Source organism: Amycolatopsis sp. cmx-4-83 (genome assembly GCF_046548815.1).
In the GTDB taxonomy this organism is placed as follows: Bacteria; Actinomycetota; Actinomycetes; order Mycobacteriales; family Pseudonocardiaceae; genus Amycolatopsis; species Amycolatopsis pretoriensis_A.
In genome coordinates this window covers 59,096-82,457 of the sequence record NZ_JAEBEF010000002.1, presented here as the reverse complement: position 1 = coordinate 82,457, position 23,362 = coordinate 59,096, and the positions used below count along the sequence as shown (strand labels likewise).

Below are 23,362 nucleotides of genomic sequence, written 5' to 3'. Positions count from 1 at the left end.
CCTGCACATAGCCGCCCTCAGCGAGGGTTCTGTGAAGGGATTCGATCATGTCCACTTCCCGAAGAAGGCGGCTTTTCGCTGCCCTGGTCGTCCCGGCCACGCTGCTCCTGCTCGGCAGCACGGCGCAGGCGGCGACGTTCTCCCCCGAGGCCGACCCGGTCGCCGCGATCAACGCGGACATCGCCCAGCACAACCACGAACTGGGGTCGCAGATCCGGCGCGTCGAAGGCGACAAGTCGACACCGGACACGCAGAAGGCGGCGCAGCAACCGCAGCCCGCCCAGGCGATCCCCAACCAGGTGCTGGCCACCGTCGCCGGCATCGACGTCGCCAGCTACCAGGGCAACGTCGACTGGGCGAGCTGGTGGAACCAGGGCAAGCGGTTCGTCTGGACCAAGGCCACCGAGAGCACCAGCTACACCAACCCGTACTTCGCGCAGCAGTACAACGGGTCGTTCAACCAGGGCTTCATCCGCGGCGCCTACCACTTCGCCACCCCGAACACGGCGAGCGGCGCGGCGCAGGCCCGGTACTTCGTCGCCCACGGCGGCGGCTGGTCGAAGGACGGCAAGACCCTGCCCGGGGCGCTCGACATGGAGTACAACCCGTACGGCGCGACCTGCTACGGGCTGAGCAAGGCCGGGATGACGTCGTGGATCCTCGACTTCCACGACACCTACCACGCCCTGACCGGCCGGTACCCGGTGATCTACACGTCCACGAGCTGGTGGAGCAGCTGCGTGAGCGGTGACTTCTCCAGCACGGCCCCGCTGTGGGTCGCGCGGTACGCGTCGTCGGTGGGCACCCTGCCCTACAACTGGAGCTACTACACCGTCTGGCAGTACACCTCGAGCCCGCTCGACCAGGACACCTTCAACGGTGCCTACGACCGGCTCCAGGCGCTCGCCACCGGCTGACCCGCACCACCCGGCTCCCGGATCGTGACGACTTCGCGTCGGCCCGGCCGGGAGCCGGTTTCATGCCGTACCGTCCGAGCTTGCAGAATGCTGCTCACCACGTCCTGGGGGAACCGCACGGGCCTTGCGGACGTCGGAAGCGCACGAACACCCAGCGCCCGGAAGGCATGAAAGATGACGTACCCGCCTCAGCCGGGCCAGCCCGGTCAGCCCGACCCGTACGGCCAGCAGCCCCAGTCCGGTGGCTTCCAGCAGCCGTACCCGCAGCAGGGTGGGTGGGACCCCAACCAGCAGCACCAGCCGTACCCGACGCAGCAGTACCCACAGGGCTGGGACCCGAGCCAGCAGCAACAGCAGCAGGGCTGGGACCCGAACCAGCAGCAGGGGTACCCGGCGAGCCCGCAGCCGCAGTGGGGCGACCCGAACGCCCAGCAGCAGCAGTCCGCGTGGGCCGACCCGAACGCGCAGCAGTACGGCCAGCAGGCCTGGGACCCGAACCAGGGTGGCCAGATGTCCGGCTGGGACCCGGCGACCGGCGGGTACGCGCAGGGCTTCGGCGGGCCGCCGGCGCCGCCGAAGAAGAGCAAGACCGGGATGTGGATCGCCGTCGGCGCCACCGTGGTCGTCGTGCTGGCGGCGCTGGGCGTCACCGGCTTCGTCGCGCCCGGGTTCTTCCTTTCCAAGGACGACAACACGAACGTCGCGGCCCCGCCGTCGTCGAGCACGTCCGCGAAGCCGACTTCGCCGAAGACGACCACGCCCAAGAAGTCGACGACGCCGACCTCCAAGGCCCCGACGGGTTCCGGTGCGTCGGACGCCAAGGCGGTCCTGCAGGGCTTCATCGACAAGCTGAACTCCGGCGACAAGACCGGCGCGATCGCGCTGGGCTGCGCCGACTCGAAGGACCTGCTCGGCTCGTGGCTCGACACGTTCCTCAAGCCGCCGCTGAAGCTGGAGCTCGGCGAGGTGCCGGACGACGAGTACCTGGTCGAGGGCCAGGTCACCGGGACGTCCGCCGGCAAGAACGTCAAGGGCACGCTGAGCGCGACGAACTTCGACGACAAGGGTTTCTGCGTCAGCACCATGCTGGTTTCCTGAGCGGGTGAAGCTGTGGCGATCACCGCTGGCGTGGACGTTCTTCGCGTCGCTGGTGCTGCTGGTGGGGGTCGGCGGCTGGCTGCTGACCGACCCCGCCACCAGCCGCAGTGACGCGCTGAAGACGGGCGGCCTCGCCGGCGGCGCGATCGTGGCGCTGTACGCGCTGTGGCTCAACGACCGGCGCCGCCGGGTCGAGGAACGCCGCCAGGACATCGAGCGACGGCGGCACGAACTCGAGGCGCAGCGCGCCGAACAGGACCGCGAGCGGGTGGCGGACGAGCGGTTCGCGAAGGCGGTCGAGCTGCTCGGCCACGCGGCGGACCAGGTGCGGGTGGGCGCGCTGCACGCGTTGGCGGGGCTGGCGCGAAGCCGCCCGGAGTACACGCAGACGGTGCTGGACGTCCTGTGCTCGTACCTGCGGCGGCCGTTTTCCCGCACCCGGCCCACGGGCGCCGATCCCGACCCGGAGCAGGAACGCGAACTCACGGTCCGGCTCACCGCGCAACGGCTGGTCACCGACCTGCTCCCGGCGCGCGACGACGAAGCCCCGGCCTACGACCTGGACCTGACCGGCGCCCGGCTGGAGTACCTCGACCTCTCGGGCAAGCTGATCGGCGGCCTGCTGCTCCGGTACGCGTCGCTGCACAGCAGCACGAACCTGAGCGGCTGCCGCTTCAAAGGCCGGGTGTACTTGACCGCCGCCGGTACCGAAACCGGCCGCCTGGTGGGGTACTTCCGGTGCCGCGGCGCCGTTTTCGAAAGTCACGCGTGGTTCAGCGGAACGGCTTTCGCCGAGGACGCGGACTTCACGGACACGACGTTCGCCGGACCGACCACGTTCAAGGAGGCGGAGTTCGCCAAGGACGCGGTGTTCGCCGGGGCCGTCAGTTCAGGCTCGCTCGACCTTCGGCGGGCTACTTTCGCCGGGCAGACCGACCTGCGGTTCGCGTCGCTGCCGGAGTCGGTTTCGCTGTACAACACGCGGGTCCAGGCGGAGAAGGACGTGCAGCTGCCGGACGTTTGGGACGTCGAGCAGCTCCGCGACGGGGACCTGCGGATCGTCGCGAAGCACGGCTGAGCGGAGGGCACCGGCCGGAGCCGGCGCCCTCCGGTGCTCAGTCGAACAGCGCCGGCAGGGCGCCTTCCCAGGCTCCGCGCAGCTCGTCCAGCGAGAACTCCGTGATGCCCTGCAGTTCGAGCGTGCCCGATTCCGGGTCCACCACGCCGGTCTTGCGCCACGGGAGGCCGCGCGCGGTCAGCATCTCCGTGAAGCGCAGCTCTTCCGTGCGCGGGACCGCCACCAGGACGCGGCCGGCCGACTCGGAGAAGAGCTGGACGAACGGATCCTGGTCGCTGTCCAGGAAGACCCGGGCGCCGCACTGTCCGATGAGGACGGTCTCGACCAGGGTCTGGATCAGGCCGCCGTCCGAAAGGTCGTGCGCCGCCGAGATCATGCCGTCGCGGGAGCCCGCCACCAGGATCTCGCCCAGCAGCTTCTCGCGGGCCAGGTCGACCTTCGGGGGCACGCCGCCGAGGTGGCCGTGGAGCTCGCGGGCCCAGGCCGAACCGTCCAGTTCGTCGTGCGTTTCGCCCAGCAGCAGCAGGGTTTCGCCCGCTTCCGCGCCGATGCCGGTCGGGATGCGGCGGGTGACGTCGTCGATCACGCCGAGGACGCCGATCACCGGGGTCGGCAGGATCGCCGTCGAACCGGTCTGGTTGAAGAAGCTCACGTTGCCGCCCGTCACCGGGATGCCGAGCTCGACGCAGCCGTCCGCGAGGCCGTGGACCGCCTGCTCGAACTGCCACATCACGCCCGGGTCGGTGGGAGCGCCGAAGTTCAGGCAGTCCGACACCGCGACCGGGGTCGCGCCGCCCGTGGCCACGTTGCGGTACGCCTCCGCCAGCGCCAGCTGCGCGCCGCGGTACGGGTCGAGGTAGACGAACTTGCTGTTGCAGTCCGTCGCGACCGAGACGCCACGGCCACTCGACTCGTCGATGCGGATCATGCCCGAGTCCGACGGCTGCGAGAGCACGGAGTTGCCGCGCACGTACCGGTCGTACTGCGAGGTCACCCATTCCTTCGACGCCTGGTTCGGCGACGAGATCAGCCGCAGCACGTCCGCGCGCAGTTCGTCCGGAGTGGACGGACGCGGCAGCTTCGCCGACGTGTCCGCGATCAGCGCGTCCTGATCCGACGGTCGCTCGATCGGCCGGTCGTACACCGGGCCCTGGTGGGCGACCGTGTGCGCCGGGACGTCGACGACGACCTCGTCGTTCCAGGTGATCACCAGGTGCTCGCCGTCGGTGACCTCGCCGATGTCGGTGGCGATGACGTCCCACTTGCGGCAGACCGCCATGAACGCCTCGACGTTCTCCGGCGAGACGACCGCGCACATGCGCTCCTGCGACTCGCTCGAGAGCACCTCGGCGGGGGTCATCCCGGTGGCGCGCAACGGAACGCGGTCGAGGTAGATGTGCATGCCGCCGTCGCCGGCCGCGGCCAGCTCGGACGTCGCGCAGGACAGGCCGGCGCCGCCGAGGTCCTGGATGCCGACGACGAGCTTCTGCGCGAACAGCTCGAGGCAGCACTCGATGAGCACCTTCTCGGTGAACGGGTCGCCGACCTGGACGCTCGGCAGCTTCTTGCGCCCGCCCGAGGACTCGTCACCCGAAAAGGTGTCACTCGCCAGGACGGAAACGCCGCCGATGCCGTCGAGGCCGGTGCGGGCGCCGAACAGGATGATCTTGTTGCCGGTGCCGGACGCGAACGCCAGGTGCAGGTCTTCGACGCGCATCGCGCCGACGCACAGGGCGTTCACCAGCGGGTTGCCGGCGTAGGACGGGTCGAAGACGAGCTCGCCGCCGATGTTGGGCAGGCCGAGGCAGTTGCCGTAGCCGCCGACGCCGGCGACGACCCCGGGCAGCACGCGCTTGGTGTCGGGGGCGTCGGCCGGGCCGAAGCGCAGCGCGTCGGCGACCGCGAGCGGCCGCGCGCCCATCGCCATGATGTCGCGGACGATGCCGCCGACGCCGGTCGCGGCGCCCTGGTACGGCTCCACATAGGACGGGTGGTTGTGGCTCTCCACCTTGAAGGTGACCGCCCAGCCCTCGCCGATGTCGACGACGCCCGCGTTTTCGCCGATGCCGGCCAGCATCTTGGCCTTCATCTCGTCGGTGGCGGTGTCCCCGAAGTACCGCAGGTGCTTCTTCGACGACTTGTAGGAGCAGTGCTCGCTCCACATCACCGAGTACATCGCCAGCTCGGCATCGGTGGGCCGGCGGCCGAGGATCTCCCGGATGCGGGCGTACTCGTCGTCGGCGAGGCCCAATTCGCGATACGGCTGGGTGTGCTCCGGGGTCGCCCCGGCGCGCTCGGTGGTGTCAACGGTGCTGGTCACGGTGTCCGTGTCAGGGTTCGCCACGGCCGCCAGGATACGGGCAGGCCGGTGGCGCCCCGGACGGTGGGCCACCGAAATCGGACGGCCCCCGGCGGGTGTGAGCGGCGCGACACCGCGGCCCGGCATGGGGACAACCCGGGGCGCCCCCGAGTGCGCGGGCCCGGAATTGTCAGACCCCGCGGGTAACGTTGAAACCGGGGGTCCCCCGAGCCGCGCGGCGCGAAAATCGGTCGCCTTCGCCCGGGTGTCGGCTTACCGTCGACAATCGTGCTTTCCGCCACATACCCCCTTCCGCCGCTGCGGCTGCCCGCACGGCCGAGCGCGAGCCGCTTCCTGCTCGCCGTCTTCCGGGCCCGGCTCGGGACGGTGCTGGGCGCCGCCGCGATCGGTGTCGTCTGGGCGCTTCCCGGCGCGCTGCTGCCGCTGGTCGTCGGCCAGGGCATCGGCGCGATCACCGCGCACGACGGTGCCGCGGTCGGGCGCTGGGCGCTCGTCGCGGCCGTGCTCGGCCTGGTGCAGACGGTCTTCGGGACCTGGCTGCACTTCCTCAACTACGGCCTGTGGCTGCACGGCGCGGGCACCACCCAGCGGACCGTGTCGGCGCACACCACCCGCGTCGGCGCCGGCCTGCGCGAGCAGACGACGACCGGCAACCTGGTCGCCGTCAGCACCACCGACATCAACCACATCGGGAACACGGTCGAGATGACCGGGCGGGCGTTCGGCTCGCTGCTGGCGTTCGTCGTGGTCGCGGTCTGGCTGGTCTCGACGTCGCCGCTGCTGGGCGTGGTCGCGCTGGTCGGCGTGCCGGTCGCGGTGCTCGGCATCGGCCCGCTGCTCGCCCCGCTGCAGAAGCGCAAGGCGAAGCAGCGTGAGCAGCGCGGGGACGTCAACGCGCTGGGCGCGGACATCGTGTCCGGCCTGCGAATCCTGCGGGGCATCGGCGGCGAGCGACGGTTCTTCGCCCGCTTCCGGGAGACGAGCCAGCGGGTGCGGCGGGCCGGCATCGAGGTCGGCAAGGCCGAGGCGTGGCTGGCCGCGGCCGAGATCGCGCTGCCCGGCCTGGTCACCGTGGTGATCACCTGGCTCGGCGCGCGGCTGGCCGTGGCCGGCTCGATCGGCGTCGGGCAGCTGGTGGCGTTCTACGGCGTTTCGGCGTTCCTGATCTGGCCGGTCACCGCCGCGACGGAGGCGGTCGGCTCGATCACGTCCGGGCTGGTCGCGTCGCGGAAGGTCGTGGCGCTGCTGGCGATCCACCCGAAGCTGGCGGACCCGGAGACGCCGGAGCCGCTGCCCGACGGGCCGCTGGAGCTGGTGGACACCGAGTCCGGGGTGCGGGTCGCGCCCGGCAGGCTGACGGTCGTCGACTTCGGCGCCGACGGCGAAGCGGTGGCCGACCGGCTGGCCCGGTTCGCCGACCCGGCCGAGGGCGAAGCGGTGCTGGTCGGCGGCGTCCGGGCGGAGCGGGTCGCGCTCGCGGAGCTGCGGCGGCGGATCGTCTACGCGCACAACCAGGACATCTGGTTCTCCGGCGTGCTGCGCGAGCAGCTGGCGCCGGCGCGGACGTCCGGCGTCGACATCACCGAAGCGCTGTACGCGGCCGACGCCGACGACATCGTGGAGGCGCTGCCGGAAGGCGTCGACGAGGTGATCGGCGAGCGCGGCCGCGAGGTGTCCGGCGGCCAGCGGCAACGGCTCAACCTGGCCCGCGCGCTGGCGACCGACGCCGACGTCCTGGTGCTGGACGAGCCGACGTCGGCGGTCGACGCGCACACGGAGGCCCGCATCACCGAGCGCGTCGCGGCACTGCGCCGCGGCCGGACGACGGTGGTGTTCAGCCAGAGTCCTTTGTGGACACATGTGGCAGACGAAGTCTTCACGGTGAAAGTAGTGACGGTATGAAACGGCTTCCCACGGCGTCCCGGCGGGACGTCCGCCGCTGGGCGCGGCGCACGGTGGTGGTCAACAAACGCGAGTTCGGCCTGCTGCTGGGCGCGCTGGCGGTGGCCACGGTGATCGGGCTGGCCGGGCCGCAGCTGCTCGGCTCGCTCGTCGACGACGTCGCGGCCGGCACCACCACCGGCCACGTCGACCTGCTCGCGGTGGCGTTCGTCGCGATCATGGCGCTGCAGGCGCTGGCCAGGAAGATCGCGCGGATGCGCGGCGCGGTGTTCGGCGAGCAGGTGCTGGCCAACACCCGCGAGGAGTTCGTCGGGACGGCGCTGCGGCTGCCGCTCGGCACCGTCGAGGCGGCGGGCACCGGCGACCTGCTCAGCCGCGCCACCACCGACCTCGGCCGGATCGACCACGCGGCGCGGTTCGCGGCGCCGGAGATCCTGGTCGCGGCGGTGACCGTGGTGTTCACGGTGATCGCGATGGTGCTCACGTCGCCGCTGCTCTCGCTCGGCCTGCTGGTCGCGGTGCCGCTGCTGGTGCCGGTCAACGTCTGGTACCAGCGGCGGATCCCGGCGGTCATGCAGTGGATGCTGGACCGCTGGGCGGACCTGACCACCAGCGTCCACGAGACGGCGGAGGGCGCGCGCACGGTCGAGGCGCTCGGGCTGACCGAGCGGCGGGTCGGCGCGGCGTACGACGCGCTGGACCGCAGCATCCACGGCGAGCGCCGGATGCGCGCGCTGCAGCTGCGCTGGCTGCCGTCGCTGGAGATCAGCTACGTCGTCCCGCTGGCGGTCATGCTGCCGCTCGGGCTGCTCGCGTACACGCGGGGCTGGGCCGGGCTCGGCGAGATCACCACGATGCTGCTGTACATGCAGGCGATGGCGGCGCCGCTGAACGAGGCGCTGTTCTGGCTGGAGGACCTGCAGGTCGCGGCGGCCGCGGCGCGCCGGATCCTCGGCGTCCACGCGGTGGCCTCCGAGGAGGCGCCGAAGGTGCAGGAGGTGCCACGCGGGCGCGACATCGACGTGCACGACGTCCGGTTCGCCTACACCGCGGACCGCGAGGTGCTGCACGGCATCGACCTGCGCGTCCCGCGGGGCGAGCGGCTGGCGATCGTCGGCCCGTCCGGCGCGGGCAAGTCGACGCTCGGCCGGCTGCTGGCGGGCATCGCGGCGCCGTCGTCGGGCTCGGTCCGCATCGGCGGGCAGGACGTCTCGGCACTGGCCGACGACGTCCTGCGCGGCGAGGTGCTGCTGCTGACCCAGGAGCACCACGTCTTCTCGGGAACGCTGCGGCAGAACCTGGCGCTGCCGGCCCGTCGCGCGGGTGGCGACTGGACCGACGAGGAGCTGCTGGCGGCGCTGACGTCGGCGGGCGCGTCGGACTGGGTCGCCACGCTGCCGGCCGGGCTGGACACGAAGCTGGGTTCCGGCGAGCACCCGGTGCCGGCGGCGATCGCGCAACAGCTGGCGCTGGCCCGGGTGGTGCTGGCCGACCCGCACACGCTGGTGCTCGACGAGGCGACGTCGCTGCTGGACACGGGCTCGGCGCGGGACCTGGAGCGGTCGTTGAACAGCGTGCTGTCCGGGCGCACGGTGATCGCGATCGCCCACCGCCTGCACACGGCCGCGGCGGCTGACCGGGTCGCGGTGGTGGAGGACGGCCGCATCACGGAGCTCGGCCCGCACTCGGCCCTGCTGGCGGCAGGCGGCTCGTACGCCCGGCTGGTGGCGGCGGCTTCGTAGCCCGGAAGCCGCCTCAACCGCGAGGCCGGGTCGGGCGTGTCCACGGTGCCGGGCCCCCCGGCCCGACCCTGAGGAGATGCCCGATGACGTCGACAAGCCGAGCCCCACGAGCCGGGGCGGCCGCCGCCGGGATCGCGATCACCGCCGCTGCGATGGCGGCCACGCCGGCCGCGGCGGCGACCTGGCCGAACGACAGCTTCGACCTGTGTCCCACCACTTGCGCCGTCGGCGGCACCCTGGGCGGTGTCGCGTGGGGCAACCGGACCGCGACCGTGCAGGGCACCATGACCGACATCGAGGGTTCCGGCACGACCGTCTACTTCGAGGCCTACGCGGGCTCGGTGAAGATCGACAGCACGACCCGGAGCACGCCCGCCGACAAGACCGAGCCGTTCCACTTCACCATCGGGGACCCGGACCGCGTCGGCGGCTTCGACCGCCTCAAGATCCAGGTGTGCCAAGGCGGGCCCGACTGGTGCAGCAGGCCGGTCAACGCGGACCGCGACGGGGTGGCCGAGGCGCTGTTCAGCCTCTGAACGCGACCAGCCGGGACACCTCAGGAGGTGTCCCGGCTGCTTCGCGTCAGGCCTTGACCAGCGCGTCCACCGCGCTGAAGAACATCCCGAGCCCGTCGTCCGACGGGCCGGTCAGCGCGTCGATCGCGTGCTCCGGGTGCGGCATCAGGCCGACCACGCGGCCGTTTTCGCTGCGGATGCCCGCGATGTCGTTGCGGGAGCCGTTCGGGTTGCCGCCGACGTAGCGGAACACGACGCGGCCCTCGCCCTCCAGCTCGTCCAAAGTGGACTGCTCGGCCATGTAGCAGCCGTCGATGTTCTTCATCGGGATGAGGATCTCGGCGCCCTCTTCGTAGCGCGTGGTCCACGCCGTCGAGGTGTTCTCCACCCGGAGCCACTGGTCGCGGCAGATGAAGTGGAGGCCCTGGTTGCGGATCATCGCGCCCGGCAGGAGTCCCGCCTCGCACAGGATCTGGAAGCCGTTGCAGATGCCGAGGACCGGCATGCCGGCGCGGGCCGCCTCGATCACCGGGGTCATCACCGGGGCGAAGCGGGCGATCACGCCCGCGCGCAGGTAGTCACCGTACGAAAACCCGCCCGGGACGACGACCGCGTCGACGTCGTGAAGGTTCTCGTCCGCGTGCCACAGCGGGACCGCCTCGCCGCCGGCGTAGCGGACCGCGCGGGCCGCGTCGCCGTCGTCCAGGGTGCCTGGGAAGGTGATGACGCCGATGCGGGCGCTCACGCCTCCACCCGCTTGATGGTCCACTGCTCGATCACCGGGTTCGCGAGGAAGCCCTCGGCGATCTTCTCGAGCGTCGCGTCGTCGACCGTGTCGTCGACCTCGATCTCGAAGTGCTTGCCCTGGCGGATCTCCTTGATCCCGGTGAAGCCGAGGCGGCCGGCGGCGCCGAGCGCGGCCTGCCCCTGCGGGTCGAGGATTTCGGGCTTCGGCATGACGTCGACGACGACTCGGGCCACGGCAGGCTGCTCCTTATTCACGCAGGTCGTGGGTACCGGGCCAGCATAGTTGACCCCGTTCGCCGCCCTCGCGCCCAGGTGGCGAGGGCCACCGGAAAACCTAGACTGGCCGAGGGCGCGGCGCTGCGCCATGATGAGTCGTTGACATCTCGCCAACAGGAGGCACCGTGGCCGTCCAGGAGTCCTTCGACTACGTCATCGTCGGCGCCGGCAGCGCGGGCTGCGTGCTCGCCAACCGCCTGACCGAAGACCCGTCGGCCCAGGTCCTGCTGCTCGAAGCGGGCGGCGAGGACACCGCGGACGAGATCCACATCCCCGCCGCGTTCCCCTCGCTGTTCAAGACCAAGTGGGACTGGAACTACGAGACCGTCGAGCAGAAGCACACCGGCAAGACGTCCTACTGGCCGCGCGGGAAGGTGCTCGGCGGCTGCTCGTCGATCAACGCGATGATCTACATCCGCGGCAACCGCGCCGACTACGACGGCTGGCGCGATTCCCACGGCGCCGAAGGCTGGGGCTGGGACGACGTCCTGCCCTACTTCAAGCGCGCCGAGGGCAACCAGCGGCTCGGTGACCCGCTGCACGGCACCGACGGCCCGCTGCACGTCGAGGACCGGCGGTTCACCCACGAGCTGTCGCACGCCTGGGTCGACTCCGCCGTCTCGTGGGGCCTCAAGCGCACCGACGACTTCAACGGCGAGAGCCAGGAAGGCGCCGGCGTCTACCAGGTGACCTGCAAGAAGGGCCGCCGCTGGTCCACCGCGGACGCCTACCTGCGCCCGGCGCTCGAGCGGCCGAACCTCACCGTGAAGACGTCCTCGCCCGCGACCCGGATCGTCTTCGAAGGCACCCGCGCGGCCGGGGTGTCCTATTTGGACAACGGCGTCGAGCGCACCGCGCACGCGTCCACCGAGGTGATCCTGAGCGGCGGCGCGGTCAATTCGCCGCAGCTGCTGATGGTCTCCGGCGTCGGCCCGGCCGAGCACCTGCGCGAGCACGGCATCGACGTCGTCGCCGCGCTGCCCGGCGTCGGCGAGAACCTGCACGACCACCCGGCCTGCGGGATCATCTGGTCCACCCGCGGCACGACCGACCTGGTCGACGCGGCGACCCCGCGCGGTCTCGTCCGCTACCAGCTGACCAAGCGCGGCCCGCTGGCGTCGAACATCGGCGAGGCGGGCGCGTTCTTCCCGACCACGGACGGCCTGCCCGCGCCGGACATGCAGATCCACGTGGCGCCGACGTTGTTCTACGACAACGGCATGCGCGAACCGACGGTCCCCGGCTTCACGTCGGCGGCGACGCTGGTGGACGTCGCGAGCCGCGGCCGGCTGCGGCTGAAGTCGGCGAATCCCCTGTGGAAGCCGGAAATCGACCCGGCGTACTACTCGGAGTCGCGGGACATGGAGACGATGATCGCCGGGCTGCGCGCGCTGATCGACATCGGGAAGTCGGGGCCGCTCAAGCGGTTCCTCGACCAGCCCTTCCTGCCCGCGCGGCACGACCTGAGCGACTCCGAGCTGGCCGAGCACGTCCGCGAGAACACGCAGACGCTCTACCACCCGGTCGGGACTTGCTCGATCGGGTCGGTCGTCGACCCGAAGCTGCGCGTGAATGGCGTCGAAGGCCTGCGCGTGGTCGACGCGTCCGTGATGCCCGTGGTGCCGCGGGGCAACACGAACGCGCCGACCATCATGGTCGCGGAAAAGGCGGCGGACCTGATCCGGGGCCGCTAGCGCTTGCCGTGCAGGATGGTCACCAGCTTGGCGACCAGCGCGTCCGTCGAGTCCTTGCGGGTGAACGACGTCAGCGTCAGCGGGGCCGTGAAGCGCTGACGCGCGATCGCCTTCGTGCGGGCGAACTCGCGCAGCCCCTCCGGGCCGTGGATGCGGCCGAAGCCCGAGTCGCCGACGCCGCCGAACGGCAGGGACGCGATGCCCGCGAACGACAGCGGCGCGTTGATCGCCGTCATGCCCGTGCGGAGCTTCTCGGCCAGCTCGACACCGCGGGACTTCGAGAAGACCGTCGAGCCCAGGCCGTACTTCGTGCTGTTGGCCAGCTCGACCGCTTCGTCCATGTCGCGGACCCTCGCGATCGTCACGGTCGGGCCGAAGGTCTCCTCGGTGACCGCTTCGGAGTCCTCCGGGACGTCGATCAGCACCGTCGGCTGCGCGTAGCGGTCGCCGACCGCGTCCTCGCCGCCGAGGACCGCCTTTCCGCCGCGGGCCAGCGCGTCCTGGATGTGGCGCTTGATCACGCCGAGCTGCGAGGGCATCGTCACCGGGCCGTACTGCGCGGCCTCGTCCGAGCCCGCGCGGACGTCCTTCGACTTCTCGACGACCTTCGCGACGAACGCGTCGTGCACCTTCTCGTGGACGTACACGCGCTCGACGCCGATGCAGGTCTGGCCGGAGTTGGAGAACGCGCCCCACACCGTGGCGTCGGCCGCGGCGTCGAGGTCGGCGTCCGCGTCGACGAGCACCGGGTCCTTGCCGCCGGCCTCGATGACCACCGGGGTGAGCGTCTCGGCGGCCGCGGCCATGATGCGCTTGCCCGTCGCGGTCGAGCCGGTGAACGCGATCTTGTCGACGCCGGCGCCGACCAGCGCCGCGCCGGTCTCGCCGAAGCCGGTGATCAGCTGCAGCACCGGCTGCTCCGGGACGATCTCGGCGAACGCGTCGACCAGCCACTTCCCGACGCCGGGGGTGTACTCGCTGGGCTTGAAGACGACGGCGTTGCCCGCGGCGAGCGCGTACGCGATCGAGCCGAGCGGCGTGAAGACCGGGTAGTTCCACGGGCCGATCACGCCGACCACGCCCAGCGGCTGGTACTCGACGGTGGCGGCCTGGTTCGACATCAGCAGCCCGGCCGAGCGCTTCTGCTTGCCGAGGATCTTCTTCGCGTTCTTGCCCGCCCAGGCGATGTGCTCGATGGCCAGGACGCTCTCGAGTTGCGCGTCGGCGATCGGCTTGCCCGTCTCGTCGCGGACCACCTGGCACAGCTGCGGCAGCCGCCGCGTCAGCACGCCCTTCCAGCTCTTCAGCCGCTCCGCGCGCCCGGCGAAGCCGAGTCCTTCCCACCACAGCGCCGCGACGCGCGCCCGCTCGACGGCCGCCTGCACGTCGTCCGCCGTGTGGATCGGGTAGGTTCCGACCACCTCGTCGGTCGCCGGGCTGAGCGAGTCGAAGGTTTCGCCGACCGACGTCGGCTTCGGCTGGACGGCAGTCATCGGCGTCTCCCGTGGGTCGAGGTTCAGCCCAGGTTACGACGTTACTGACACTGTGCCAATAGCTCGCGCGGGCTTCACCACCAGCATTCCACCGGCGATCGCCGCGGCAAAGACACCGAACAGCGGGGCGAGCCACAACGGCAGCACGCCGACCGCCAGCGAGCCCAGCCCGAAGCCGCACGCCTGCACGGTGAAGCTCAGCGAGAACCCCGCTGACCTGCGGTTCTTCGGTAAGAGGCGCTGGAGGTTGACCGACGTCGCGGCGACCAGCGGGCCGGTGCACCCGCCGATGAGCGCGATCGACGCGATCAGCCCCGGCCAGCCGAGGTCGGCGGCGAGCGCGAGCCCGCCGGCGACGAACCCGCCGAGGAACAGCCGCGGGTCGCCGGTCTTGCCGCGCCACGCGTAGAGCGCGCTGCCCAGGATGCTCGCCCCGCTCAGCACGGCGATGACCACCGGCGCGGCCGTTTCCGGCGCGCCGAGGCGCTGCACGAGCGGCAGCGGCGCGACCTCGATCGTCGAGAGCAGCAGCCCGACGGTGAACGCGCAGCACAGCCACGGCAGGTAGGTGAAGAGCGTCGCGGGCGGGACGTCGTCAGCGGATTCCACCCGATCGAGCTCACCCGCGCGGCGCGGGACGAGCGCGGCGGCCGCCACGCAGGCCACGGCCATCGCGGCGATCGGGACGAACGTGCCGGCCAGGTCGAGCAGCGCGACCAGCGCCGGACCGCCGATCAGCACGCCTTCGAGGATCATCGCGTCGACGGAGATGGCGCGCGGCAGCAGTTCGTCGTCGACCGCGTCGGCCAGGAGCGTCCGGAAGCCGCCGGACAGCGCGCCGGCCGAGATCCCGGGCAGCAGGACCAGGGCGAGCAGCACGGCGTTCGGCGCCCCGCTCGCCGCGGCCGTCGCGAGGGCCGCGAACCCGGCGGCGGTCAGGAGCAGCAGCGCGGGGAGCCCCCTGGCCGGCCCGACGCGGTCGAGCAGCCGCCCGACCGGCACGGCCCCGGCCATCTCGGCCACGACGAAGACCGACATGAGCACGCCACCCAGCCGGTACGACCCGGTCGTGGCCGTCGTGAGCAGGGTGAACGCGAGCGGCGCCATGGTCGCGGGGAGCCGAGCGAACTGGACGCCCGCCGACCAGCGCCAGTAGGCGCGATGGGTGAACAACGACATGCCCACACGCTCTCCTGGCCGGTTCTTGCAGCACACTCATTCGGGTGAGAGCGAATCACCGATGATCGAGCTGGTCCTGACCGCGGCCGGGAGCCAGCGCGTCCGGTTCGCGATTTCGCCGTTGGAGGAGGTGCTCGGCGCCGTCCGGACGCTGCTCGGCGTCCGCACGCACCCGGCGCACCTGCCGTGGCTGTCCGGCGCGCCCGCCGTCGACGTGCCGGAGCTGGCCGCGGTGCTGAGCGCGCGGCACTACATCACCGAGTTCCTGAGCCCGCCGCCCGACGGCCCGGAGACGACGGCGGCGGCCCAGCTGCGGGCCGTGCGCGCGACGCCACCGTCGCAGGTGGCGCTGGAGCTGGGGATGGTCGACGCGGACCTGTCGCTGCTGCCGGCCGATCCGGCGACCGCCCGCGACCTGCTGGCCGACCAGCTGGAGACGGTCTGGCACACGCTGCTCGCCCCGGAGTGGCCCCGCCTGCGCGAACTGCTGGCGGCGGACATCGCGTTCCGGACGCGGCAGCTGGGTTCGGGCGGCATCGCGGCGATGTTCGCGGAGCTGCACCCGCGGGTCCGGCTCGCGGGGACGTCGGTGCTGATCGACATCCACGCCCGCGAGCGGCTGGAGATCGATTCCCGCGGCCTGCTGCTGATCCCGGCGGTGTTCGCGTGGCCCGGGGTCGGCGTGGTGACGGTGCCGCCGTGGCAGATTTCGGTGCTGTACCCGGCGCGTGGGGTGGCTTCGCTGTGGACGTCCGAGGTGGCGCTGCCGGAGGCGCTGGCGGAGGTGCTCGGCCGGACGCGGGCGTTGTTGCTGGCTGCGTTGGACCGGCCGGCTGCGACTACTGAGCTGGCCCGGCGGTGTGGCTTGGCGCCGGCGACGGTGTCGGCGCACTTGACGGCGCTGCGCGGGGCGGGGTTGCTGGCTTCGGAGCGGCGCGGGCACCGGGTGCTGTACCGGCGGACGGAACTCGGGGACGCCTTGCTCGCCGGGAAGCTTTGAGCAACAAGCGACAAGTTACCTGCAAGTCCTAACTTAAAATAATCATCTCATCGTGCGATAGGCGCTCATGATCGGCTTCGACGCGCTAGAGTCGCGAGTCTTCGGCAGGCTCGTCCGGCCGAAGACTTCCGTGATGCCCAACAGAGGATGAGAATGAATCACCAAGGTGGCGAAGGTGGAGACACGTAGTTCCGCCTGCAACAGCAGCAAGGTGCCCCCATCCTTCGGACGGGCTACCTCGTTTTCTTGAGGTCGAGGCGCATCCCGACGCGCACGCGTGGCGGGATGTTCCTCACCACCAGGCACACCTCGGTCGGCCCGACACCGTTGCGCCTGACCGACAGCGAGTAGTCGTGCTGGCCCTTCACCAGCCCGATCGCGTCGCACGCGACGTCGCTGCCCTCCGGTAGCTGAACCGCGTATTCCAGGTAGTCGGCAACGCACGCGAACGTCAACGCGAATTCATCCGGCTGCCGCTCCCGCATTAATGGCGCACACTTTCCCGGCCATTCCTTTTCAATCACCATGACGATTTCATCGCCACGCCTCGCCGGACTACCGAAATGCGCGATGATTTCCAGTCTGTCGTCATTCAGCCACGTGGAAGTCGCATCTCGTCGCGTGCCGCCGATGCCGTCCACTTCGACCGACTTGACGTCCACCTTGACCTTGCGGCGCGCCTTCTCGGACTGGTGCCAACCCGCCCCCGTGCGGACCGCGAAGAAGTCGAGCAAGTCGCATTCGACGATCGCCTTGACGGTGATCACTTCGCTCGCGTCGCCGTTGGCCCGCACCGCCGCGGACTCCACCCAGCTGGCGATCCGCCACGAGTGACCGTGCCGCTCCTTGAGGACGCTGCAGTAGTACTGGAGCAGGCGGCGGTCGAGTTCCGTTCGTGACCGCCATTCGACCCGGTTCGCGATCAGGAGGATGTACAAGCCGATCACCCCGAGGAGAACGGCGACGATGGCGCCCGCCTTTATCGCCGTATTCCCGAGCAATGCGCTGAGCAGCCCGCCGAAGGCCAGGATACCCAGCACCCCTTCCACCAAGCCCACAATGCCGGTGTAGACGACGTAGTCCCGGAGCCAGCCGAGGAAACTCTTGAGCATCTGGACGCCCGCTCCTCACCACGACGAGTGCCGGACGCACCAGAATAAGCCACCGAAGGACAATTCGACGAAGTTGCTCCGTTCGGGGTGGACAGATCAAGGACATTTACCGAGAACAGAAACCGAGCGTCACCGGTGGCGGGGATTCCGGCACGGCCGCCGAAGCGGGAGCGACGTCCGGCCACCGAGCGTGTTGGCGAGGTTACGGCCACTCGGGCTAGGCTGGAATCGTCCACCCGCAAAGGAGAACCATCGATGCGTATCGTCCATTTCGGACACGCCTGCCTGCTGCTGGAGACCGGCTCCGAGCGGATCCTGATCGATCCCGGCGCGTTCTCCACCGGCTTCGAAGGGGAGCGGGAGCTGTCCGCCGTGCTGGTCACGCACCAGCACTTCGACCACCTCGACGTCGAGCGGCTGCCGAAGATCCTCGAGGCCAACCCGGAGGCGAAGCTGATCGTCGATCCCGGGTCCGCCGAAGCCGTCCAGAAGCTGGGGGTGCAGTTCGACGTCGCCAACGTCGGGGACGCCTACGCCGTCGGGGACACCTCCGTCAAGGCGGTCGGTGGGGAGCACGCGGTCATCCACTCCGACATCCCGGTCATCCCGAACATCGGGTACGTCTTCGACGACGGCGCGTTCTTCCACCCCGGCGACTCGTTCTTCGTGCCGGAGCAGAAGATCGAGGTGCTGGGGCTGCCGACCGGGGCGCCGTGGCTGAAGGCCGGCGAAGCCGTCGACTACCTGCGGGCCGTCGCGCCGCGGGTGGCCGTGCCGATCCACGAAGCCGTGCTCGCCAACCCCGCCATGCACTACGGGCTGTTCGGGAACCTCGCGCCCGAAGGGACCGAGGTCAAGGTGCTCGAACGGGCCGAACCCGCGAAGTTCTAGGACATCTTCCCTCCGCCAGGCCCGCGGAAACTCAGGCGGCCACCGTGCGCAGCGAGCCGTAAGTCGCGCCGAACGCGCGGTTCTCCAACGACACGTCGACCGCGTCCAGGAGGGCCTGGCGGAGGCCGGGGCGGGTGAGGTCCGCGGCCTCCACCCCCAGCCGGACCAGGCCGCCTCGGCGGGCCGCGCGGGCCGCCGCCAGCACCAGGGCGAAGCAGCGCACCGTTTCCGTGCGGTGTGACTGGCTCGTGAACTCCTGGACGCGGGCGCGGCGCACCTCACCCGTGACGAGGTCCCGCACCGCGCCGAGGTCCGCGCACAGGCGGAAGCCGTGCTCGGCCAGTGCCTGCAGCGTGCCCTGGGACGCGACCCAGCGCGGCGGGGCGAAGCCGTCGACGGCGAGGCCCGCGGTGTCCAGCAACGCCTTCGCCGCGATCAGCCGGAGCCGGGCCTCGTGCGCCGGCAGGGTCGCGAACTCGGCCTTCTTGCCCAGGTACACCGTGCGGTGGGTGGGCGTGACGGAGTGGTCGTAGCCGTGCAGCAGCACCGAATCACCGGTGCGGGCGCGGGTGCGCACCCACTCCGTCACCGGGCCTTCGCCGGTGCGGGCCGCGTACAGCAGCGACAACGGCACCTTGCGGCGGTCGAGCTCGGCCGCGAGGTCGGCGCACCGGTGCAGCGTGCGCGGGGTGATTCCCGACAGCGAAACCAGCAAGCGAGCGTCCACGCCACCATTGGGACGCACGCGTCTGACGTCGCCGTGAACTGCGCAGAACGGGCGGACGACCGTTGCCGGAAGGGGCTGTGGCCTCCGGGGCCGAGCTTCGGACCCCCAAGGCGTCAGATGCCCTCACGCAGGAGCTGCAGGGCCATCGCGATCCGCCCGCGCAGGTCGGGGTCGGCGACCTGGCCGTCGGCGACGTCCGCGCGCGAGACCGGGATGCGGGCGCACGCCTCGTCGACGATCTTCGCGCCCGCGTACGTCAGCACCTTGCGCAGCGAGTCGTGCGCGTCGCGGCCGCCGGTCGGCGCGGCGATCGAGGACGCGTTGATCCACGCCACCGGCTTACCGTAGATCTCGCCGCCGCCGACCGTCCAGTCCAGGAGGTTCTTGAACGAGCCCGGCAGGCCGCCCGCGTACTCCGGGGTGCAGATCAGGATCGCGTCGGCCGCCTTGATCGCTTCCCGGAGCGACGCGACCGCGGGGTGCAGCGGGTCGCGGTCGTCATCGGGGTTGAAGTGCGGCAGTTCGCCGAGACCGGTGTACGTCGTGCTCGTGGTGAGCGTCGCGACGGTCCCCAGCACCGCCGCATTGCCCGAGCCTGCTCGCAGGCTGCCGCAGATCAGCAGGATCACGCGGCCAGTCTGCCAGGGAAAGCCCGGTCACGCGGTGGTACGCCTCGATGTACCGGTCGCGCGTCGCGGTCACCACCGCCGGGGGTAGTGCCGGCAGCGGGGCCACGCAGTTCCAGCCGGACGACGGGCCGACCAGCCAGTCGCGCACGTGCTGCTTGTCGAACGACGGCCGCGGGCGGCCGGGCCGGTGGTCGCCGTCGAGCCAGTAGCGCGCCGAGTCCGGGGTCAGCAGCTCGTCCGCGAGGACCAGCCCGCCGTTCGCCCCGATGCCGAACTCGAACTTCGTGTCCGCGAGCAGCAGGCCCTGCTCCGCGGCCCGCGCGGCACCCCGCCGGTACAGCTCCAGCGACGCCTCGCGGACCTCCTCGGCGAGCGCGCGCCCGAGGACCGCCGCGAAGGTGTCGAAGTCGATGTTCTCGTCCGGCTCGCCGGGCCGCGCCTTGGTGGACGGCGTGAAGATCGGCTCGGGCAGCCGGGCCGACTCGGGCAGCCCGGCCGGCAGCGCGAGCCCGCAGACCGCGCCGGAGCGGCGGTAGTCGGCGTACCCGCGCCCGGACAGGTACCCGCGGACGACCGCCTCCACCGGCAGCATGTCGAGCCGCTCGACCAGCAGCCCGCGGCCGCGGAAGGACGCGGGGATCAGCGGCCCTTCGCAGGCCACCAGGTGGTTCGGGAGGACGTCGGCGAGCTCGCGGAACCAGAACGCGCTCATCGCGGTGAGCACCCGGCCCTTGTCCGGGACGGGGGTGGGGAACACGCGCTCGAAGGCGGAAATGCGGTCGGACGCGACGATCAGCAAGTGGTCGTCGCCCACGGCGTAGAGGTCGCGGACCTTGCCGGAGGCGAGCCGCTCGGGGGTGGGGAGGGGTGTCACGCACTGAACCCTAACCGGCACCCTCCGCCACCATGGATGATGCTGGCATGGCGTACGACTGGATCTCGGTGACCACCGACTACGGCCTGCGCGACGGCTTCGTGGCGGCCTGCCACGGCGTGATCGCGCGGCTCGCGCCCGCGGTGCGCGTGCTCGACGTGACGCACGAGGTGCCGCCCCAGGACATCCGGCACGGGGCCATGGCACTGGCCCAGACGGCACCGTTCCTGCCGGAGTCGGTGCACGTCGCCGTCGTCGACCCCGGCGTGGGCACGACCCGGCTCGGCGTGGTCGTCGTCGCCGGGGACGGGCTGCTGGTCGGGCCGGACAACGGCCTCCTGCTGCCGGCCGCGCAGGCGCTGGGCGGGGTCCGGGCGGCGTACGAGCTGGCCGAGCCGTCGCTGCGGCTGCCGGTCACGTCGGCGACGTTCCACGGCCGGGACGTCTTCGCGCCCGCGGCCGCGCACCTGGCGCTGGGGGTCGCGCCCTCGGCGTTCGGCGACCCGGTCACCGACCTGGTGTCGATGCCGGAGCCGTTCGTCGCGGCCTTCCCCGGGAAGCTGGTGTCGGAGGTGCTGACGGTCGACCACTTCGGCAACGTCCAGCTCGCCGCGACCCCGGCCGACCTCGAGCTGTCCGGGCTGACCGGCGCGGTTTCCGTGCACAGCGAGCGGGTCGCGGTGACGACGGTGGTCGGCCGGACGTTCGCGGACGTCCCGGCCGGGGCCAGCGTCCTCTACACGGACTCGGCCGGGCGGCTCGCGGTCGCCGTCAACGGCGGTTCGGCGTCGGCGGTGCTGGGGCTCGGGCCCGCCCAGGAATGCACGATCACCTCGTCGCCGACCGCCACCTGACCCGGGCGCAGCACGGCGGCCTTCATCCCGAAGACCACACCGCCGTCGGGGTGCCGCCGGTAGGACGCCAGCGTGCGGATCGGCTCGGGGCCGGCCTTTTCGCCGGTCTCCTGGTCGACCATCGGCACGGTGCAGCGCACGCACTGCTTGGCGTAGCCGAATTCCGCGGTGCCTGCCCGCATCTCGCGGACCTCGTCTTCGGTGTGCGCTTCCGGCCAGCCGGAGATGACGACGTTGGGGCGGAAGCGATCCATCGGCACGGGCTCGCCGCCGCGTTCGAGGATGCGCGCGTTCAGGGCGTCCAAAGAGGACTCCGAGGCGACGAGCAGCGCGTGCCCGTCGGCGAAGGCGGCCGTGCCCGGGTGCTCGCCGCCGGTGACGCGTTCGTGGTCCGGCGCGACCCGGATCAGCACCGACGGCAGGCCGAGCAGGTCCGAGAACCACTCGGCGGCGGCTTCTCCTTGGTGGACGCCTTCGCCGTGCCAGGAGAACGTCGAGCCGGGGTGGCGGGGGCCGTCGCGGCGGACGTCGATCGTGAGGTCGTCCCGGCCGGGCGCGGACAGCGTGAGCGTTCCGTCCAGCACCCGCGGCCGGACGGCGGCCAGCGCCGGGTAACGGCGCTGGCTGCGGAAGTCACCGTCCGGCGCGACGACCTGGAAGACCCGGTCGTGCGCCAGCCCGGCGGGCCCGACCTCGGCGGCCGGTACCGAAGTGCCGGCACACCCCTTGACCGGGTAGTACGTCAGCCGCGCGATCCTCGCCATGCCCGCAGGTTACCCGCGGGCACGGCGAGCACGCGTGCCGTTTTCAGAGCACCTGTGACAGGAATCGCTGCAGGCGTGGGCTCTGCGGCTCGTCGAAGACCCGGGCCGGTGGGCCCTGCTCCACGATCTTCCCCGCGTCCATGAACGCGACCTCGTCGGCGACGCTGCGGGCGAACCCCATCTCGTGCGTCACCACGATCAGCGTGAGTCCTCGCGAAGCCAGCCCGGCCATCAGGTCCAGCACGCCCTTGACCAGCTCGGGGTCGAGCGCGCTGGTGGCCTCGTCGAAGAGCATCACCTCGGGGTCCATGGCCAGCGCCCGTGCGATCGCGACGCGCTGCTGCTGTCCGCCCGAAAGCGCGCTCGGCCGGTACGGCGCCTTGTCCGCCAGGCCGACCTCGGCGAGCCGGGCGCGGGCGATCTCCGCCGCTTCCTCCTTGCCGATCTTCTTCACGCTGCGCAAGGGCAGCACGATGTTGTCCAGCACGCTCCGGTGACCGAAGAGGTTGAAGTGCTGGAACACCATGCCGACCCGCTGGCGCAGCGCGTCCGGGTCGGACCTGATCACCGACTCGCCGTCGAGCAGGAGGTCGCCGGAATCGGGCTCCTGCAAGCGGTTCACGCAGCGCAGGAGCGTCGACTTGCCTGAACCGGACGGCCCGATCACGCACGTCGTCCTGCCGCTTTCGACCTTGAGGTCGACGCCGCGGAGGACTTCGAGCGTGCCGAAGCTGACGTGGATGTCGCGCAGCTCCACACTGGACGAACGCACCCGGGTCGCGGTCACGACGTCACCTTCCCGCTGGCGACCAGGTCCAGCTCGTCGTCACCCGGCTCGTCCGCGCGCACCTTGCGCCCGGTCCGGAGCTTCTTGTCGATGTAGTTGACCAGGTGCGTCAGCGGCACGGTGATCACCAGGAAGAACACGCCCGCGGCGACCAGCGGCGAGAGGTTCCCGGTGTTGGCCGCGAGGTCCTGGCCGATCCGGAACAGCTCGCGCTGGCCGGACAGCAGCCCGAGGACGTAGACGAGGCTGGAGTCCTTGACCAGCGCGATGAACTGGTTCACCAGCGCGGGCAGCACCCGCCGGACGCCCTGCGGGATGATCACCAGCAGCATCGACCTGGTGTAGCTCATCCCGAGCGCCCGGCTGGCTTCCATCTGCCCCTTGTCGACGCTCTGGATGCCGGACCGGAAGATCTCGCCGATGTACGCGGCCGCGATCAGCGACAGCGCCAGGATCCCCATCGGGTACGGGTTCGTCCCGACGACGTCCCGCGCGAGCGTGCCGAGCCCCTGGCCGATCAGCAGGATCGTCAGGATGGCCGGCAGCCCGCGGAAGACGTCGGTGTAGATCCGGGCCGGCCAGCGCAGCCACCACTTGGTGGACAGGCCCATGACGGCGAGCAGCATGCCGAGCACGGTGCCGATCAGCGCCGAGGACACCGACAGGACGAGCGTGTTCAGCAGACCGGTCTTCAGCAGGTCGGGCAGGACCTGGGTGATGTAGTCCCAGTTCAGGAACGTGTTGACGAAGTCGTCCATTGTGG

At 71.3% G+C, this 23,362-nt stretch carries 22 protein-coding genes; 10 read left to right on the top strand and 12 right to left on the bottom strand.

Annotated elements, in window-relative coordinates:
* The first annotated feature begins 47 nt into the window (after positions 1-47).
* The 3 genes from ACLJQM_RS05325 to ACLJQM_RS05315 all read left to right on the top strand — a co-directional run bounded on the left by ACLJQM_RS05325 (position 48) and on the right by ACLJQM_RS05315 (position 3,093).
* Positions 48-917, top strand: a complete 870-nt coding sequence (locus tag ACLJQM_RS05325) for a lysozyme (RefSeq protein WP_360779457.1) — start codon at positions 48-50, stop codon at positions 915-917.
* Between the two features lie 174 nt (positions 918-1,091).
* The gene (locus ACLJQM_RS05320; protein WP_410630332.1) at positions 1,092-2,015 is read left to right on the top strand and encodes a hypothetical protein; all 924 of its coding nucleotides are present in this window, start codon (positions 1,092-1,094) and stop codon (positions 2,013-2,015) included.
* A 4-nt stretch (positions 2,016-2,019) separates the two neighbouring features.
* On the top strand, positions 2,020-3,093 hold the full coding sequence (locus ACLJQM_RS05315) for a pentapeptide repeat-containing protein (protein ID WP_410630331.1): 1,074 nt from the start codon (positions 2,020-2,022) through the stop codon (positions 3,091-3,093).
* Between the two features lie 37 nt (positions 3,094-3,130).
* Here ACLJQM_RS05315 and purL read toward each other — a convergent pair whose 3' ends face one another.
* Positions 3,131-5,437, bottom strand: a complete 2,307-nt coding sequence (gene purL / locus ACLJQM_RS05310; protein WP_410630330.1) for a phosphoribosylformylglycinamidine synthase subunit PurL — start codon at positions 5,435-5,437, stop codon at positions 3,131-3,133.
* A 243-nt stretch (positions 5,438-5,680) separates the two neighbouring features.
* Between purL and ACLJQM_RS05305 the strand changes: the two genes are divergently transcribed.
* The 3 genes from ACLJQM_RS05305 (at position 5,681) to ACLJQM_RS05295 (ending at position 9,593) form a co-directional block, all read left to right on the top strand.
* A complete protein-coding gene (locus tag ACLJQM_RS05305; protein ID WP_410630329.1) occupies positions 5,681-7,315 on the top strand; it encodes an ABC transporter ATP-binding protein in 1,635 nt (544 codons plus the stop codon).
* Positions 7,312-9,057 carry an ABC transporter ATP-binding protein gene (locus ACLJQM_RS05300; RefSeq protein ID WP_410630328.1) on the top strand — a complete coding sequence of 582 codons (1,746 nt, stop codon included), beginning with the start codon at positions 7,312-7,314 and terminating at the stop codon, positions 9,055-9,057. Before ACLJQM_RS05305 ends, ACLJQM_RS05300 begins: the two co-directional genes overlap by 4 nt.
* Before the next feature lie 83 nt (positions 9,058-9,140).
* Positions 9,141-9,593: a hypothetical protein gene (locus ACLJQM_RS05295; protein ID WP_410630327.1), complete on the top strand. Its 453-nt coding sequence runs from the start codon at positions 9,141-9,143 to the stop codon at positions 9,591-9,593.
* A gap of 46 nt (positions 9,594-9,639) precedes the next feature.
* Here the strand turns inward: ACLJQM_RS05295 and purQ are convergent, their stop codons facing one another.
* Together purQ and purS are read right to left on the bottom strand one after the other, a co-directional pair.
* Positions 9,640-10,317 (bottom strand): phosphoribosylformylglycinamidine synthase subunit PurQ, encoded by a 678-nt coding sequence (purQ, locus tag ACLJQM_RS05290; RefSeq protein WP_410630326.1) that lies wholly within the window; start codon positions 10,315-10,317, stop codon positions 9,640-9,642.
* The gene (gene purS, locus ACLJQM_RS05285) at positions 10,314-10,553 is read right to left on the bottom strand and encodes a phosphoribosylformylglycinamidine synthase subunit PurS (protein WP_086861396.1); all 240 of its coding nucleotides are present in this window, start codon (positions 10,551-10,553) and stop codon (positions 10,314-10,316) included. The genes purQ and purS overlap by 4 nt, the downstream gene beginning before the upstream one ends.
* 167 nt (positions 10,554-10,720) lie before the next feature.
* Here purS and ACLJQM_RS05280 point away from each other — a divergent pair, with 167 nt between their 5' ends.
* Positions 10,721-12,289, top strand: coding sequence for a GMC family oxidoreductase (locus tag ACLJQM_RS05280; RefSeq protein WP_360779439.1), 1,569 nt, complete (start codon positions 10,721-10,723; stop codon positions 12,287-12,289).
* On the opposite strand, the gene ACLJQM_RS05275 is transcribed toward ACLJQM_RS05280, so the two are convergent.
* Positions 12,286-13,782, bottom strand: a complete 1,497-nt coding sequence (locus tag ACLJQM_RS05275) for an aldehyde dehydrogenase family protein (RefSeq protein ID WP_247016867.1) — start codon at positions 13,780-13,782, stop codon at positions 12,286-12,288. The two genes, ACLJQM_RS05280 and ACLJQM_RS05275, sit on opposite strands and share 4 nt — an antisense overlap.
* Positions 13,783-13,815: 33 nt before the next feature.
* Complete coding sequence (locus ACLJQM_RS05270; RefSeq protein ID WP_360779433.1) at positions 13,816-14,961, bottom strand: MFS transporter; 1,146 nt, start codon at positions 14,959-14,961, stop codon at positions 13,816-13,818.
* Between the two features lie 61 nt (positions 14,962-15,022).
* Between ACLJQM_RS05270 and ACLJQM_RS05265 the strand changes: the two genes are divergently transcribed.
* On the top strand, positions 15,023-15,961 hold the full coding sequence (locus ACLJQM_RS05265) for a DUF5937 family protein (protein ID WP_410630325.1): 939 nt from the start codon (positions 15,023-15,025) through the stop codon (positions 15,959-15,961).
* A 233-nt stretch (positions 15,962-16,194) separates the two neighbouring features.
* Here the strand turns inward: ACLJQM_RS05265 and ACLJQM_RS05260 are convergent, their stop codons facing one another.
* Positions 16,195-17,073, bottom strand: a complete 879-nt coding sequence (locus ACLJQM_RS05260; RefSeq protein WP_410630324.1) for a hypothetical protein — start codon at positions 17,071-17,073, stop codon at positions 16,195-16,197.
* 255 nt (positions 17,074-17,328) lie between these two features.
* Here ACLJQM_RS05260 and ACLJQM_RS05255 point away from each other — a divergent pair, with 255 nt between their 5' ends.
* Positions 17,329-17,964 (top strand): MBL fold metallo-hydrolase, encoded by a 636-nt coding sequence (locus tag ACLJQM_RS05255; protein ID WP_410630323.1) that lies wholly within the window; start codon positions 17,329-17,331, stop codon positions 17,962-17,964.
* A 31-nt stretch (positions 17,965-17,995) separates the two neighbouring features.
* Here ACLJQM_RS05255 and ACLJQM_RS05250 read toward each other — a convergent pair whose 3' ends face one another.
* From ACLJQM_RS05250 to ACLJQM_RS05240, 3 genes are all read right to left on the bottom strand, one after another.
* Positions 17,996-18,691 (bottom strand): DUF2334 domain-containing protein, encoded by a 696-nt coding sequence (locus tag ACLJQM_RS05250; RefSeq protein WP_410630322.1) that lies wholly within the window; start codon positions 18,689-18,691, stop codon positions 17,996-17,998.
* A 113-nt stretch (positions 18,692-18,804) separates the two neighbouring features.
* Positions 18,805-19,269 carry an NADPH-dependent FMN reductase gene (locus ACLJQM_RS05245; RefSeq protein WP_410630321.1) on the bottom strand — a complete coding sequence of 155 codons (465 nt, stop codon included), beginning with the start codon at positions 19,267-19,269 and terminating at the stop codon, positions 18,805-18,807.
* Positions 19,190-20,194: a phosphoribosylaminoimidazolesuccinocarboxamide synthase gene (locus ACLJQM_RS05240; protein WP_247016854.1), complete on the bottom strand. Its 1,005-nt coding sequence runs from the start codon at positions 20,192-20,194 to the stop codon at positions 19,190-19,192. Before ACLJQM_RS05240 ends, ACLJQM_RS05245 begins: the two co-directional genes overlap by 80 nt.
* A 47-nt stretch (positions 20,195-20,241) precedes the next feature.
* On the opposite strand from ACLJQM_RS05240, the gene ACLJQM_RS05235 reads away from it, so the two are divergent.
* Positions 20,242-21,048, top strand: a complete 807-nt coding sequence (locus ACLJQM_RS05235; protein ID WP_360779418.1) for an S-adenosyl-l-methionine hydroxide adenosyltransferase family protein — start codon at positions 20,242-20,244, stop codon at positions 21,046-21,048.
* Here ACLJQM_RS05235 and ACLJQM_RS05230 read toward each other — a convergent pair.
* From ACLJQM_RS05230 to ACLJQM_RS05220, 3 genes are read right to left on the bottom strand one after another with little or no spacing between them, the layout of a single operon-like run.
* The gene (locus ACLJQM_RS05230) at positions 20,931-21,812 is read right to left on the bottom strand and encodes an MOSC domain-containing protein (RefSeq protein ID WP_410630320.1); all 882 of its coding nucleotides are present in this window, start codon (positions 21,810-21,812) and stop codon (positions 20,931-20,933) included. The genes ACLJQM_RS05235 and ACLJQM_RS05230 overlap by 118 nt on opposite strands.
* Before the next feature lie 43 nt (positions 21,813-21,855).
* Positions 21,856-22,599, bottom strand: coding sequence for an amino acid ABC transporter ATP-binding protein (locus tag ACLJQM_RS05225; protein WP_281506206.1), 744 nt, complete (start codon positions 22,597-22,599; stop codon positions 21,856-21,858).
* Positions 22,596-23,357: an amino acid ABC transporter permease gene (locus ACLJQM_RS05220; RefSeq protein WP_410630319.1), complete on the bottom strand. Its 762-nt coding sequence runs from the start codon at positions 23,355-23,357 to the stop codon at positions 22,596-22,598. Before ACLJQM_RS05220 ends, ACLJQM_RS05225 begins: the two co-directional genes overlap by 4 nt.
* Positions 23,358-23,362 lie beyond the last annotated feature (5 nt).

Bases quoted from the DNA above. Each gene is read 5' to 3' on its own strand.
- ACLJQM_RS05300 (WP_410630328.1), top strand. From the start codon at position 7,312: ATGAAACGGCTTCCCACGGCGTCCCGGCGGGACGTCCGCCGCTGGGCG.
- ACLJQM_RS05325 (WP_360779457.1), top strand. From the start codon at position 48: ATGTCCACTTCCCGAAGAAGGCGGCTTTTCGCTGCCCTGGTCGTCCCG.
- ACLJQM_RS05320 (WP_410630332.1), top strand. From the start codon at position 1,092: ATGACGTACCCGCCTCAGCCGGGCCAGCCCGGTCAGCCCGACCCGTAC.
- ACLJQM_RS05265 (WP_410630325.1), top strand. From the start codon at position 15,023: ATGATCGAGCTGGTCCTGACCGCGGCCGGGAGCCAGCGCGTCCGGTTC.
- ACLJQM_RS05295 (WP_410630327.1), top strand. From the start codon at position 9,141: ATGACGTCGACAAGCCGAGCCCCACGAGCCGGGGCGGCCGCCGCCGGG.
- ACLJQM_RS05260 (WP_410630324.1), bottom strand. From the start codon at position 17,073: ATGCTCAAGAGTTTCCTCGGCTGGCTCCGGGACTACGTCGTCTACACC.
- ACLJQM_RS05220 (WP_410630319.1), bottom strand. From the start codon at position 23,357: ATGGACGACTTCGTCAACACGTTCCTGAACTGGGACTACATCACCCAG.
- ACLJQM_RS05255 (WP_410630323.1), top strand. From the start codon at position 17,329: ATGCGTATCGTCCATTTCGGACACGCCTGCCTGCTGCTGGAGACCGGC.
- ACLJQM_RS05270 (WP_360779433.1), bottom strand. From the start codon at position 14,961: ATGTCGTTGTTCACCCATCGCGCCTACTGGCGCTGGTCGGCGGGCGTC.
- ACLJQM_RS05230 (WP_410630320.1), bottom strand. From the start codon at position 21,812: ATGGCGAGGATCGCGCGGCTGACGTACTACCCGGTCAAGGGGTGTGCC.
- ACLJQM_RS05235 (WP_360779418.1), top strand. From the start codon at position 20,242: ATGGCGTACGACTGGATCTCGGTGACCACCGACTACGGCCTGCGCGAC.
- ACLJQM_RS05275 (WP_247016867.1), bottom strand. From the start codon at position 13,782: ATGACTGCCGTCCAGCCGAAGCCGACGTCGGTCGGCGAAACCTTCGAC.